Raw genomic sequence first — 13,060 nt, forward strand, 5'->3', positions numbered from 1 at the left:
GGGTGCGCCGGTCGGCCGGTCGGGAGGCCGTCGGCCCGGGATCCGCCGACGTCGGGGGCCGCCGGTAGCGTGGGCGCGTGACCATCCGGGGATTCCGCCAGCCGCCCATCGCCTCCGCCCCGGGCGGCGCGGCGCCCGCCGTCGAGCTGGACCCGTCACAGCGCGCGGTCGTGGGGCTGCCCGTCGGCGTGAGCGCCGCCGTGCTGGGCGCCCCGGGGTCGGGCCGCACCACCACGCTCCGGGAGCTCGTCGCCCACCGCATCCTCGTCCACGGGCTCGACCCGTCCGAGGTCCTCGTGCTCGCGCCGTCGCGCGCGGCCGCCACGCGCCTCCGCGACGAGCTCGCCCTGCGCGTCGGCGTGCCCACGCTCGGGCCGCTCGCCCGCACCGCCACCTCGGTGGCCTTCGAGGTGCTCGCCCGGCGCGCCGCCGAGACGGCGACCGCGCCGCCGCGGCTGCTCACGGGCGCCGAGCAGGACCAGATCATCGCCGACCTCCTCGCCGGGCACGAGGAGACGGGCACCGGGCCCGCGTGGCCGGATCCGCTCGGGGTCGAGGTGCGTCGGCTGCGCGCCTTCCGCACCGAGCTCCGCGAGCTGCTCATGCGCGCGACCGAGGAGCGCGTGCGCCCCGACGCGCTCGCCGATCTCGGGCGCGCGCACGGCGTGCCCGAGTGGATCGCGGCGGCCGAGTTCGCCCGCGAGTACGAGGACGTCGTCGACTCCTTCCGCGGCGACCACCTCGACAGCGCGGAGCTGCTCGCCGAGGCGGTCCTCCTCGTGGCGCGCGGGGAGGCCCTCACAGGCATCCGACTGGTCGTCGCCGACGACCTGCACGAGGCGACGGCCGCCACGCTCTCCCTCCTCCAGGCGCTCGCGGCGCGCGGAGCCGACGTGGTGGCGTTCGGCGACCCGGACGTCGCGGCCGCCACCTTCCGCGGCGCCGAGGCCGCGGCGCTCGGCCGGCTGTCCACCGTGCTCGGGCTCCCGGAGCTCGTCACCCTCGTGCTCGACCGGGTGCACCGGCAGCCGCCCGCGCTCCGGGCGCTCACCTCGGCCGTCACGGCGCGCATCGGCGCGGCAGGGGCAGGGCGGCAGCGGCAGGCGGGATCCGCGCCGGGCCTCGTCGACGACGCCGACCCGATCCAGGTCATCGAGGCGCCCACGCGCGCCATCGAGCTGGCCCGCCTCGCCCGACGCCTCCGCGAGGAGCACCTGCTCGGCGGCGTGCCGTGGGCGCGCATGGTCGTGCTGGTGCGCTCCGGATCCCTCGTGCCCCAGGTCGCCCGCAGCCTCGCCACCGCGGAGGTGCCCACGCGCACGGCCGTCGCGGGGCGCGCGCTCCGCGACGACCTCGCGGCGCTCGCCCTCATCCGCGCGGTCGACGTGGTGCTCGGGCGCGTGCCGCTCGCGCCCGACATCGCGGCGGAGCTCGCCACGGGTCCCCTCGGCGGCCTCGACGGCGTGGCCCTCCGCCGCCTCCGCCTCGCGATGCGCCAGGAGGAGCTCGCGGGCGACGGGCACCGGTCGAGCGACGAGCTGCTGGTGGAGGCGCTCGCCGCGCCCGGTCGGCTCGAGACGCTCGACCTCCCGCCCGCCCGACGGCTGGCCCGCCTGGCCCGCACGCTGCAGGGCGCGCGCGAGCTCGCCGCCGCGGACGGCACCATCGAGGAGCTGCTCTGGCACCTGTGGGAGGGCTCGCGGCTCGCGGGGCCGTGGTTCGAGCAGGCGCTGCAGACGGGCATCGTCGCGGACCAGGCGAACCGCGACCTCGACGGCGTCGTCGCGCTCTTCACGGCCGCGCGGCGCTTCGTCGAGCGGAACCCCGGCCGACCCGCGTCCGACTTCGTCGAGGAGCTGCTCGGCGCCGAGGTGCCCGAGGACACGCTCTCGCCGCAGCCGCTCGCCGACACGGTGCTCGTCGCCACGCCGTCCGCGGTCGTCGGCGCCGGCTACGAGGTCGTCGCCGTCGCCGCGCTCCAGGAGGGGGTCTGGCCGAACCTGCGGCTCCGCGGATCGCTGCTGCACCCGCAGCGCCTCTCCGCCGTCGCGCGCGGGCTCGACCGCGTCGACGTCGACGAGCGCGCCGAGGTCCTCTCCGACGAGCTGCGGATGCTCGCGCTCGCCGTCTCCCGCGCGTCCCGCGTCGTGGTGCTCAGCGCCACCGCGAACGACGAGGAGGCGCCGTCGCCGTTCCTCCGCCTCGTGCCGCCCGCGCCCGGTCTCGCCGAGGCGGAGGCGGGTGCCGAGGCGGGTCGGGTGGCGAAGGACGCGCCGGCCGCGCTGCGGATCCGGCCCGACCACCCGCTCTCGCTCCGCGGGCTGGTCGGCGCGCTGCGGCGGGAGCTCGCGGTCGTGCACCGCGACGCCGTGCTGTTGGAGGACGGCCGCGTCGTCTCCGGCGACCGCACCGCCCGACGGCCCGCCGACGCCACGCGCGAGCGCGGCCGCGCCGCCGCCTCGGCCCTGGCCCGTCTCGCCGCGGAGGGCGTCACGGGCGCGGATCCGGCCGAGTGGTACGGCCTGCGGGAGCCCTCCACCACCGAGCCCGTCGTCGACCTGACCGACCCGGAGGCCCGCGTGCCCGTCTCGCCTTCGCGGCTCGAGGCGTTCGAGCGCTCGCCGCTGAACTGGTTCATCGACCAGGCGTCCGGCGGTTCCACGAGCACCGCCATGGGCATCGGCACCATCGTGCACGCCGTCATGGAGGAGGCGAGCCTCGATCCGGACGCCGACCTCCGCCCGCCCGCGCTCGAGGCCCGGCTCGACGAGCGCTGGGGCGAGCTGCCCTTCGAATCGCCCTGGGTGGGCGAGCGCGAGCGGCGTCAGGCCGGCGAGCTCATCGCCGGCGTCAGCGGATACCTCCGCGACTTCGCGGGCGCCGGCGGGCGGATGCTCGCCGCCGAGGGCTCCTTCGAGCTCGAGGTGGGCGTCGCGCGGCTGCGCGGCATGATCGACCGGATCGAGCTGACGCAGGAGGGCCGCGTGGTCATCGTCGACCTCAAGACGGGGAGGCACTTCCCCACGCGTGCGGAGATCCCCGCGCACGCGCAGCTCGGCTCGTACCAGCTCGCGTTCGTCGAGGGCGCGCTCGAGCAGGTCCCCGCGGACGCGACGGCCGGCGGCGCGAAGCTGCTCTACGTCTCGGGCGGCGCGCGCGGCCTGCCGTACCGCGAGCTGCCGCAGGAGCCGCTCACCCGCGAGGAGCTCGACGGGTTCCGGGCGCGCATCGCCGACGCGGCGACCGGCATGGCGGGGGCGACCTTCGAGGGCACGCCGGACCTGGGGGAGCGGGATCCGGGGTCGGCCCGGCGCTACCGCATCCACCTCGTGCGGGCGGTGTCGGCGTGAGCGGCGTCGGCTCGACCGGCGGCGCGGCGGCGGCGGACAACGTGCCGATCAGCGCCCGCCGCATCGCGGAGACGCTCGGCCTGCCGAGCCCCACGGAGCAGCAGCGGCGCGTCATCGAGTCGCCGCTGGAGCCCGGCCTCGTGGTCGCGGGCGCGGGCAGCGGCAAGACCGAGACGATGGCGAGCCGCGTCGTCTGGCTCCTCGCCAACGGGCATGTGGGCGTCGAGGAGATCCTCGGCCTCACCTTCACGCGCAAGGCCGCGGGCGAGCTCGGCGTGCGGATCCGCGCCCGCATCGAGCAGCTGCAGCAGGCCGGCCTCGCCGCCGTCCCCGCTGACGCGTTCGCGACGCCCACCGTGCAGACCTACAACGCCTTCGCGAACGGCATCTTCCGCGACAGCGCGACGCTCATCGGCCGCGAGGCGGAGTCCGTCGTGCTCACGGAGGCGTCCGCGTGGCAGCTCGCGCGCCGGCTCGTCGTGGAGAGCACCGACCCCCGGCTGCTCGAGCTCGGCCGGGGCGTGGATCCCATCACGCAGGCCGTCATCTCCCTCAGCCGCGCGATGAGCGAGAACGTCGCCGACCCGGCCGAGGTCGTGCGACTCGCCGGGGCGTTCACCCGGCTCGAGGAGCTGCCCTTCGGATCCGCGCGCATCAGGAAGGCGCCCGCGGCCGAGGCCGTCGCCGCCGTCGGCGCGCTGCCGCCGCTCGTCGACCTCGCCGTGCGGTTCCAGGAGGAGAAGACCCGGCGCGGCCTCGTGGAGTACAGCGAGCAGGTCGCGTTCGCGCTCGCCATCTGCGAGCGGGTGCCGCAGGTCGTCGCCGAGCACCGGAGGCGCTTCCGCGTCGTGCTCCTCGACGAGTACCAGGACACCTCCGTCGTGCAGACCCGGCTCCTCGCCACGCTCTTCGGCGGCACGCCCGTCATGGCCGTGGGGGATCCGCACCAGTCCATCTACGGCTGGCGCGGCGCGAGCGCGGCCAACCTCGCGCGCTTCGGGGCCGACTTCGCGCCCGCGAGCGCCGCCGCGGCCGACGTGCCCGTGTACGCCCTCTCCACGAGCTGGCGGAACCCGGCGTCGGTGCTCGGCGCGGCGAACCGCATCGTCGAGCCGCTCACCGCGGCGTCGCGCATCCCCGTGGCGCGCCTCGAGCCGCGCCCGGACGCGGGCGACGGCCGGCTCGACGTGGCCTACGAGGAGACCGTCGCCGACGAGGCCGCGCGCGTCGCCGCGTGGTTCGCCGACCGGCTGCGGCAGCCCGGATCCGGCGACCGCCCTCGTTCCGCCGCCCTCCTCTGCCGCTCGCTCAAGACCATCGAGCCGTTCACGACGGCGCTCGCCGACTGCGGCGTGCCGTTCCGCGTGCTCGGGCTCGGCGGCCTGCTCGACCAGCCCGCCGTGGTGGATCTCGTGTGCGTCCTCCGCGTGCTGCACGACCCCACCGCGGGCAGCGAGCTGGTGCGCCTCCTCACGGGCGCCCGCTGGCGCATCGGCACGAAGGACGTGCACGCGCTGTCCCGCGTCGCGTCCTGGCTCATGGCGCGCGACCCCGCGCAGAAGGAGCTCGCCGCCGAGGTGCGGGCGGGCTTGCGCGCCTCCGTCGTGCCGGACGAGGTGGGTTCCGTCGTCGACGCGCTCGACTTCGTCGTCGGCGCGCCCGAGGGCCACCGCGCGCTCGAGGGCTTCAGCGCCGAGGGCCTCGCGCGGCTCCGCGCCGCCGGGCGCCAGCTCCAGGTGCTCCGCTCGCGCGTCGGGCTCGACCTGGTCGACCTCGTCACGGTCGTGCAGCAGGAGCTGCTGCTCGACATCGAGGTCGCGGCCAACGAGACGGATCCGCTCGGCCGCGCCAGCCTCGAGGCCTTCACCGAGCAGGTGGCCGGCTACCTCCAGGGCGACACGGCGGGCACGCTCGGCCCGTTCCTCGCCTGGCTCGCCGAGGCCGAGCGGCGCGACAACCTCGCGCCGCGCACGGAGGAGCCGGAGCCCGGCACCGTGCAGATCCTCACCATCCACGGCTCGAAGGGCCTCGAGTGGGACATGGTGGCCGTGCCGCGCATGGTCGACGGCGAGCTGCCCGGCACGCTGCGGGAGAAGAAGGGCTGGGTCGCGTTCGGCGCCCTGCCGTTCGAGTTCCGCGGCGACTCCGCCGAGCTGCCGTCGCTCGCCTGGCGCGGCGTGGAGACGCAGAAGGAGTTCGCGGAGGCCATGGAGGCATTCGGCGAGGAGCTCGAGGAGCGGAACGCCGCCGAGCAGCGGCGCCTCGCCTACGTCGCCGTCACGCGCACCCGGTCCGACCTGCTGCTCTCGGGCTCGTTCTGGTCCACGCAGCAGAAGCCGCGGGGGCCGGGGGCGTTCCTCCGCGAGATCCAGGAGGTGGGCCTCATCGCGCCCGACGCGCTGCCCGACGCGCCCGAGCTGGAGGAGAACCCGCTCGAGCCCGGATCCGCCCGCGTCGCCTGGCCGCTCCCGCCGCTCGGCCCGCGAGAGGCCCGGGTGCGCGCGGCCGCCGAGGGCGTGACCGTCTCGGATCCGCACGCCGAGAGCGTCTGGACCCGCGACATCGACCTGCTCCTCGCCGAGCGCGACGCCCGCGCGCGCGACGCCGAGCTCGTCGACCTGCCCACGCGCATCCCGGCGTCGCGCTTCAAGGACTTCGTGAGCGACCCGGCGGGCGTCGCCGCGCGCCTGCGCCGCCCCATGCCGGAGCGGCCCTACCGCCAGACGCGGCTCGGCACGCTGTTCCACGGCTGGGTCGAGGCGCGCTACGGGCCCGCGGGCACGGCCGACGTCATCGACGCGTCCGGCGTCGAGCTCGACCAGGATCCGACCGAGCCGCCCGTGGAGCAGGAGGACCTCGACCGGCTGCGCGCCACCTTCGAGGCGAGCGAGTGGGCCAGCCGGAAGCCCGAGGAGGTCGAGGTCGAGATCCACATGGAGCTCGCCGGGCAGGTCGTCATCTGCAAGATCGACGCGGTGTTCCTCATCGACGGCCGCTACCGCGTCGTCGACTGGAAGACGGGCCGCACCCCGAAGGACGCGGCCGACCTCGAGCTCAAGCAGCTCCAGCTCGCGCTCTACCGCCTCGCGTTCGCGAAGTGGCGGGGCATCGATCCGGAGCTCATCGACGCGGAGTTCTACTTCGTCGCCGAGGGCCGCTCGCTGAAGCCGGAGCGCATCTACTCCGAGGAGGACCTCGTGGCGCTCTGGTCGGGCGCGCGCACGCCGGACGCGTCGCGCGCGGCGTCCGGGGAGACGGTGGGCTGAGGCCGGGAGTCGAGCATCTCCTCGACCTGGTCGACGTCCATCACGGGCAGCGTCTCGTGGGCGATGCGCTGGCCCTCGTCGGCGCGCACGGTGTCGACGAGCGCGCTGAGCATGTTCACGGCGTCGTCGATGATGCCCTGGTTGCGCGTGTCGGCGCCGTGCAGCAGCCAGCGGGCGATCTCGAGCTCGGCGTACAGGAGCGCGCGCTGCTTGAGCTGGCGGTCGACCGTCACGTGGTGCGCCTGGTTGTAGGCGCGGAAGACGCTCTCGGCGACGTGCTCGGCGCGGGCGCCCAGCACCCAGTGCAGGTCGTGCGCGGGGTCGGCCACGCGGAGCTCGGACCAGCCGATCATGCCGGTCACGTCGTCGCCGTCGACGAGGAACGACGAGGCCTGCACGGCGCCGTTCACGACCGCCGGCTGGAACTGCCAGAGCGACGCGTCGTCGAGCGCTTCCTCCCACCGGGAGAGCAGCAGGCTCGGCACGAGCGCGGTCGCGGCGGCCCGGTCGATGAGCGCCGCGGTCTGGCTGTGGATCTCGGCGGCCGAGAGCACGGGCAGGCCCGCATCCGCGACGAACCCGGTCGGCAGGCTGTGCACGGCGGAGACGGCGGCGCCGATGGAGCGGGCGAGGCCCTCGCCCGCGGGGATCTCGTCGAGCGAGATGATCCGGCCGGGGACGTGCTCGTAGACGAAGCCGCGGGTCGGCTTGACGGGCGCCTGGCCCAGGAACTCGGGCACGCGGAACGGCAGGCGGGAGCGGATCCCGGTGCTGAGCGCCCGCAGCGCGACGAGGTCGGCGGACTGCTCGGACTCGGACGCCTGCGTCGTGGGGACGCGCACGAGGAGCTCGCGGCCGTCCCTCGTGGTGAGGAGCGCGGAGTCGAAGTCGCCCGCGCCGCCGGCCGTGAAGGGGGTGCTGCGGACCACGTCGAGCCCCGCGACGGCCGAGGTCGCCAACGCGGCTAGAGTGAGGTGGGATCTGGCCATGCCCTACAGGTTAGGTCGCTGGGAGCCCTCCGTCTCACCGCGCCACGCGCTTCCGGCCCCACCCGCGCACCGTCGGCGGGGCCTCGGCGCCGCCGTCCCGCCCCTCGGCCCGTCCGCCCTCGAAGTCGATTGGTCACCCGTGCTCGACAGCTTCCTCTCCCGTCTGCCCCTGTCCCGCGAGGGCGTCGACCGCGACGGCCTGAACCGCGACTCGCCCGCCCTCTTCGACGAGCTGTGGGCGGATCCGGCCACGCGCGTCCTCCCGATGCACGGCCACCGCGCGCTCGGCTCCGTGGCCGACGACCGCGCGGCGCTGGAGCTCCTGCCGGTCGACCGCGTCACCGCGGCCACCGTGCGCATCTACCTCGGCCGCACGACCGTCGCGCACGAGGGCGAGCCGGCGGGCACGCCCGTCGTCGCGGCCGTCCTCACCGACGCGGCCGCCGCGGAGCTCCAGCCCGCCGAGGACCGCTGGATCGAGCTGCGCGCCACCGCCGTCCAGCTCGACGACCGCGACGCCGCCCTCTTCACCGAGGCCCTCGCCACCGCGAACTGGCACGCCTCCCACGCGTTCTCGCCGAGGACGGGGGAGCCGACCGTCGTCGAGCAGGGCGGTTGGGTGCGCCGCGCGCCCTCCGACGGCTCGCAGGTCTTCCCGCGCACCGACGCCGCCGTGATCATGGGGGTCGTCGACCGGGACGACCGCCTGCTCCTCGGCGCCAACGCCATGTGGGGCGGCGACCGATACTCGCTGCTCGCGGGCTTCGTCGAGCCGGGGGAGTCGTTCGAGGCGGCCGTGAAGCGCGAGGTGCTCGAGGAGTCCGGCGTCACGGTGGAGGACCCGCGCTACCTCGGCAGCCAGCCGTGGCCGTTCCCCGCGTCGGTGATGGTCGGCTTCCTCGCGCGGGTCTCCGCGACGAGCGGGCCCGCGACCCCGGACGGCACCGAGATCATCGACCTGCGCTGGTTCAGCCGCGAGGAGCTGCGGGGCGCGCTCGACGAGATCGCGCTGCCCGGCCCGTCGTCCATCGCGCGCGCCATCATCGAGGAGTGGTACGGCGGCCCCCTCGACGACGGCGAGCGGGAGTGGTGACCGGCCGATCGTGACCGACCAGCTCGTCCCCGGGACGCCCGGCCGCGACCCGTACGGATCCGGCCCCTCCGGCGTCCTCCCGGCGCCCGTCGCCCTCGGCCCCGTGCCCGAGGCCGTCGACGAGCCCGCGGAGGACGTCCCCACCGCCGAGTCCCTGCTCGAGGCGCTCGACGACCAGCAGCGGCTCGCCGCCGAGGCGCTCCTCGGGCCGGTCGTCGTGCTCGCGGGCGCCGGCACGGGCAAGACGCGCGCCATCACGCACCGCATCGCGTACGGGATCCAGGCCGGCGTCTACCCGCCCAACCGGGTGATGGCGCTCACCTTCACGTCGCGCGCCGCCGCCGAGCTGCGCGGCCGCCTGCGCGAGCTCGGCGCGGGGCCCGTCGCCGCCCGCACCTTCCACGCCGCGGCGCTCAAGCAGCTCAACTTCTTCTGGCCGCAGGTCGTGGGCGGCACCATGCCCCGCCTCATCGAGAGCAAGGGCCGGATGCTCGGCCACGCCGCCGAGTCCCTCCGGCTCCGCCTCGACACGGCCGCCCTCCGCGACATGGCCGCCGAGGTCGAGTGGCGCAAGGTCTCGATGATCTCCATCGAGGAGTACGGCCTCGCCGCGCGCACCACGCGCACCCTGCCGCCGCAGCTCGACGCCGACCAGGCCGTGGCGCTCCTGCAGGCGTACGAGGACATCAAGGACCAGCGCCGCCAGCTCGACTTCGAGGACGTGCTGCTCGCCACCGCGGGCATGATCGAGGCGGAGCCGTGGGTCGCGCAGCAGGTGCGCGAGCAGTACCGCTTCTTCGTGGTCGACGAGTACCAGGACGTCTCGCCGCTCCAGCAGACGATCCTCGACCTCTGGATGGGCGACCGCCGCGACCTCTGCGTGGTCGGCGACGCGAGCCAGACCATCTACTCCTTCGCGGGCGCGAAGAGCGCCTACCTCCTCGACTTCGCGTCGCGCTTCCCCGAGGCCACCGTCGTGCGGCTCGAGCGGAACTACCGGTCGACCTCGGGCATCACCGAGGCCGCGAACCGGCTGATGCGCGGCCGGCCGGGCGCGCTCACGCTCGTCTCGGCGGACGCGGATCCCGACGGCGACGGCACGGGCGCGGCGCGGGCGAAGGGGCGCGGAGCGGCCTCCGTGCCCGGCCGCGGCGAGGGCTTCCGCGCGCCCCAGGTGAGCGCGTTCCCGTCCGACGGCGCGGAGGCACGCGCGATCGCGGGCGCCATCGCGCAGCAGATCGCCTCGGGGATCCCGCCCGAGCACATCGCCGTGCTCTACCGCATGAACGGCCAGTCGGCGGTGCTCGAGCAGGCGCTCGGCGACGCGGGCGTCAGCTACCAGGTGCGCGGATCCCAGCGCTTCTTCGACCGCCCGGAGATCAAGCAGGCGCTCCTCGCGCTGCGCGGCGCGTCCGTGTCCATCTCCGGCGAGCCCCTGTTCAAGTCCGTGAGCGACGTGCTGCGCGGCCTCGGCTGGAGCCAGCAGCCGCCCGAGCAGCAGGGCGCCGTGCGCGACCGCTGGGAGTCGCTCGACGCGATCATGGGCCTCGCCGAGCGGATGCCCCCGGGCAGCACCTTCCGCGCGTTCACCGACGAGCTGCTCGAACGCCAGGCCGGCCAGCACGAGCCGACCGTCTCCGCCGTGACGCTGGCGACGCTGCACTCCGCCAAGGGCCTCGAGTGGGAGCACGTCTACCTGATGGGGCTCAGCGAGGGGCTCGTGCCCATCAGCTACGCGCAGACGCTCGAGGCGGTCGACGAGGAGCGGCGCCTGCTCTACGTGGGGATCACGCGCGCGCGATCCGGTCTGCGGCTGTCGTGGAGCCGGAGCGGACCGCAGCGATCGGGGCAGCGGGAGCCGTCGCGGTTCCTGGCAGAGCTCGACACCCGCATCGCGGGTGGGGGCGCGAAGCGCGGCGGCTGACCCGCCCGGTCCGCACGTCGAGGAGCGCCTGGTGCCCGGCGAGCGGGTTCTCGCCCGTCGCGAGCAGGCGGTGCGCCGGCCGCGCCGCGAGGGCCGCGACCTCGCCCGCGACGAGCCCCTCCTCGGATCCGCTGTCGCGCCCGAGCAGCTGCGTCGCGAGGGCGGGCCACGCCGGATCCGCGTCGCGGCGGTGCAGGTCGAGGCAGTAGCAGCAGACCGTGCGTCCCGGTTGCACCAGCGGGCCGACGGCCGCTGTCCGGTCGCCGAGCACGACCGGCAGGTGCGGCACGTCGGCGCGCGCCCACCGCCCGTAGGCGGCCGGCGCGATCGCGAAGTGGGCGACGATCACGGCGAGGTCGGGCGGGTCCTCCACGGCCGCCGGCCCGGCCGCCGGCCCGGCCGCGGCCCGGACGTCGTGGCCCGCTCGGGCGAGGGCGTCGGCAATCCGGTCGGCCGTGGGACCCGCTCCCACGATCGCGACCCGGCCCGTCGGCGCCGTGGGACGGGCGTCCTCGCCCGGCGGGAGCAGCGCGGGCCGCACCAGGTCGAGCAGCTGCGTGACCTGCGCGGGGCCGGCGCCCTCGGTCGCCGCGATCATGTCGAGCCCGCCGCGGCTCACGCCGGTGCGGAGCGCGTGGAGCAGGCGCTCATCGAGGCGGGAGACGGCCGAGAGCACCACGGGCGGGCGGTCGACGCCGAGCTGGAGGGAGTCCGGCGTGCGCCAGACGAGGGGGAGGCGGGGATCGAGTCGGATGGCCATGGGCGCGGAGAGTGCCCGACGCGCCGACGGCGCGCCGGCCGCGTCCACAGGCACGACCGGTGCCGGCTCCGGGCGGCCGCCCGGACGGCCGAGGCCGGCGCCGCGGGTGCGGCGCCGGCCTCGGCGGTGGTGCGGCACGGATCAGACGGGGCGCGGATCCGTGCCGTCGTCGTCCCGGCGTTCGTCCGTCGGCGCGTCCGGCTCGGTGGCGTGACCCTGGCCGTCCTCCACGGGGCGGCCGGCGTCGGATCCGCTCAGCAGGTCCTCGAGCGCCTGGTCGACCTCGTCCGGCTCGGGCTCGCCCTGCGTGAGCCGCGCGACGAGCGCGTGGGGCGCGTCGACGTCCTCGCTCGTCGGCAGCACGTCGGGGTGCGACCACAGCCGGTCGCGCTCCTCCGCGCCGACCGCGTCGGTGACGGCCTGCCACATCGCGGCCGCCTCGCGCAGGCGGCGCGGTCGGAGCTCCAGGCCCACGAGCGTGGCGAAGGCGGACTCGGCCGGCCCGCCCGTCGCGCGGCGGCGCCGCACGGTCTCGGCGATGGCGTCCGCGCGCGGGAGGCGCACGGTGGCGGCGGCGGTGACCACGTCCACCCACCCCTCGATGAGCGCGAGCATCGTCTCGAGGCGGCCGAGCGCGGCGAGCTGGGCCTCGCTCTTCGGCGGGATGAGGGATCCGTCGACCATGGCCTGGCGGAGCTCCTCGGGGTTCGACGGGTCGAAGCCCTCGGCGAGCGACTCCAGCCGCTCGGTGTCGATGTGCACGCCCTTCGCGAACTCCGTGATGGAGGTGATGAGCTGCAGCCGCAGCCAGCGCGCGTGGCGGAACAGGCGGGCGTGCGCCAGCTCGCGCACCGCGAGGTAGATCTCGACCTGGTCGTCGGGGACGTCGATGCCGGATCCGAACGCGGCGACGTTCTGGGGGAGGAGGGCGGCCTGCTGGTCGTCGAGGAGCGGGATCCCCACGTCGCCGCCGGAGACCACCTCGGTGGAGAGCTGCCCGACCACCTGGCCGAGCTGCATGGCGAAGAGCGTGCCGCCGAGGTTCCGCATCATGCGGCCGGCGCCGGCGACCATGCCGCGCATCTCCTCGGGGGCGTTCTGCTGGAGCACCTCGGTGAGGGAGTCGGCGATGCTGAGCGCGACGGGCTCGGCGAGCTGCGTCCACACGGGCATCGTGAGCTCGGTCCACTGCGCGCGCGTGACGAGGCGCGGCGCGACCGTGAGCTGGCTCACGGTGGTGACCTCGTCGAGCCACAGCGCGGCCACCTGGAACGCCTGGTCGAGCGGCGCGGACGCGGCGGCGGTGACCTGGGTCTGCTCGGCCGCGGCGAGCTGGCGGGCGCCCTCGCGGGCCACCTTCCAGTCGACGCCGTCGCCGCTCGCGCTGAGGGCGCCCTGCAGCTGGGCGATGAGCTGGCGCACCATCTCGGGGTCCTGCGGGAGCCCCGCGGCGCCCGCGAGCCGCTCCGGGTCGATCTGGCCGTCGCCGCCTAGGAAGCGCGCGAGCATGCGGCGGAACTCGTCCTCGGGATCGGGGGTGGGCTCGTCGGCCATGGGGGTCCTCCCGGTGGATCAGGCGCCCGATCCGCGGTCCCGCGGTCGGTGGATCCACGCTAGCCCGCGCCCACGGGAAACCCATCCGCATTCGCCTAGGCTGGGCCGTCGCGGCTTCCGCCAG

Annotated in this window: 6 protein-coding genes and 1 pseudogene; 4 read left to right on the top strand and 3 right to left on the bottom strand. The window is 76.0% G+C overall.

Going from position 1 to position 13,060, the window contains the following annotated elements; all coding sequences use genetic code 11:
- Positions 1 to 77 precede the first annotated feature (77 nt).
- Both PED38_RS01725 and PED38_RS01730 read left to right on the top strand, forming a co-directional pair.
- Positions 78 to 3,350, top strand: a complete 3,273-nt coding sequence (locus PED38_RS01725; protein WP_270979326.1) for an ATP-dependent helicase — start codon at positions 78 to 80, stop codon at positions 3,348 to 3,350.
- Positions 3,347 to 6,616, top strand: coding sequence for an ATP-dependent DNA helicase (locus PED38_RS01730; RefSeq protein WP_270979327.1), 3,270 nt, complete (start codon positions 3,347 to 3,349; stop codon positions 6,614 to 6,616). The genes PED38_RS01725 and PED38_RS01730 overlap by 4 nt, the downstream gene beginning before the upstream one ends.
- On the opposite strand, the gene PED38_RS01735 is transcribed toward PED38_RS01730, so the two are convergent.
- Positions 6,529 to 7,605 (bottom strand): phosphotransferase, encoded by a 1,077-nt coding sequence (locus PED38_RS01735; protein WP_063072927.1) that lies wholly within the window; start codon positions 7,603 to 7,605, stop codon positions 6,529 to 6,531. The two genes, PED38_RS01730 and PED38_RS01735, sit on opposite strands and share 88 nt — an antisense overlap.
- Positions 7,606 to 7,744: 139 nt before the next feature.
- Here PED38_RS01735 and nudC point away from each other — a divergent pair, with 139 nt between their 5' ends.
- Both nudC and PED38_RS01745 read left to right on the top strand, forming a co-directional pair.
- A complete protein-coding gene (gene nudC / locus PED38_RS01740; RefSeq protein ID WP_270979329.1) occupies positions 7,745 to 8,698 on the top strand; it encodes an NAD(+) diphosphatase in 954 nt (317 codons plus the stop codon).
- A gap of 10 nt (positions 8,699 to 8,708) precedes the next feature.
- Complete coding sequence (locus tag PED38_RS01745) at positions 8,709 to 10,622, top strand: ATP-dependent helicase (RefSeq protein WP_270979330.1); 1,914 nt, start codon at positions 8,709 to 8,711, stop codon at positions 10,620 to 10,622.
- Here the strand turns inward: PED38_RS01745 and PED38_RS01750 are convergent.
- Both PED38_RS01750 and PED38_RS01755 read right to left on the bottom strand, forming a co-directional pair.
- Positions 10,585 to 11,382, bottom strand: a pseudogene (locus tag PED38_RS01750) (TOMM precursor leader peptide-binding protein); the annotation flags it as partial. The gene PED38_RS01745 and the pseudogene PED38_RS01750 sit on opposite strands and share 38 nt — an antisense overlap.
- Before the next feature lie 141 nt (positions 11,383 to 11,523).
- A complete protein-coding gene (locus tag PED38_RS01755; RefSeq protein WP_270979332.1) occupies positions 11,524 to 12,936 on the bottom strand; it encodes a zinc-dependent metalloprotease in 1,413 nt (470 codons plus the stop codon).
- Positions 12,937 to 13,060: the final 124 nt, after the last annotated feature.

It is taken from the genome of Clavibacter sp. CT19 (assembly GCF_027858075.1).
Taxonomy (GTDB): domain Bacteria; phylum Actinomycetota; class Actinomycetes; order Actinomycetales; family Microbacteriaceae; genus Clavibacter; species Clavibacter tessellarius_A.